The 406-nt window shown below is 66.0% G+C and carries 1 protein-coding gene; it reads left to right on the forward strand.

Annotated elements, in window-relative coordinates; genetic code table 11:
• Positions 1-181 (forward strand): FCD domain-containing protein (locus AB4Y92_RS26200; RefSeq protein ID WP_441822280.1); only part of this gene is annotated, 181 nt, incomplete at its 5' end.
• Positions 182-406 lie beyond the last annotated feature (225 nt).

The raw sequence follows: 406 nt of genomic DNA on the forward strand, positions 1-406 counted from the left end.
GCGCATGACCCTGCCTGTGCCTGGGCGCATGGCGATGGTGATCCGCGAGCACCTGTCGATCGTCGATGCCATCCGCAAGGGCCGCACCACCGAGGCGGCTGCGGCGATGCGCACACATCTCGGCACGCTCCTGCCCGATCTCGTGCATCTTCAGGCAAAGCACCCGGATTACTTCGTCTGACGCGATCGATCTGTCGCGTGGACGAAACGGAAGAGCCGTCTTGCGCCGGGCCCATCTCCCGCGCCATCTTGCGCCGCGACATGCATGGGAGTGGCTGATGACGACGCGGCGTGACCTTCTTGCCGGAGCAGGCGCAGCCGCGCTCGCGGCCCAGTTGCCCCTCGTTGCTCTGGCGCAAGCCAAGGACAGCGTCATCATTGCGATGACGTTGGAACCGCCGACGCT

It is taken from the genome of Lysobacter sp. TAB13, from assembly GCF_052113885.1.
GTDB classification, from domain to species: domain Bacteria; phylum Pseudomonadota; class Gammaproteobacteria; order Xanthomonadales; family Xanthomonadaceae; genus Lysobacter; species Lysobacter gummosus.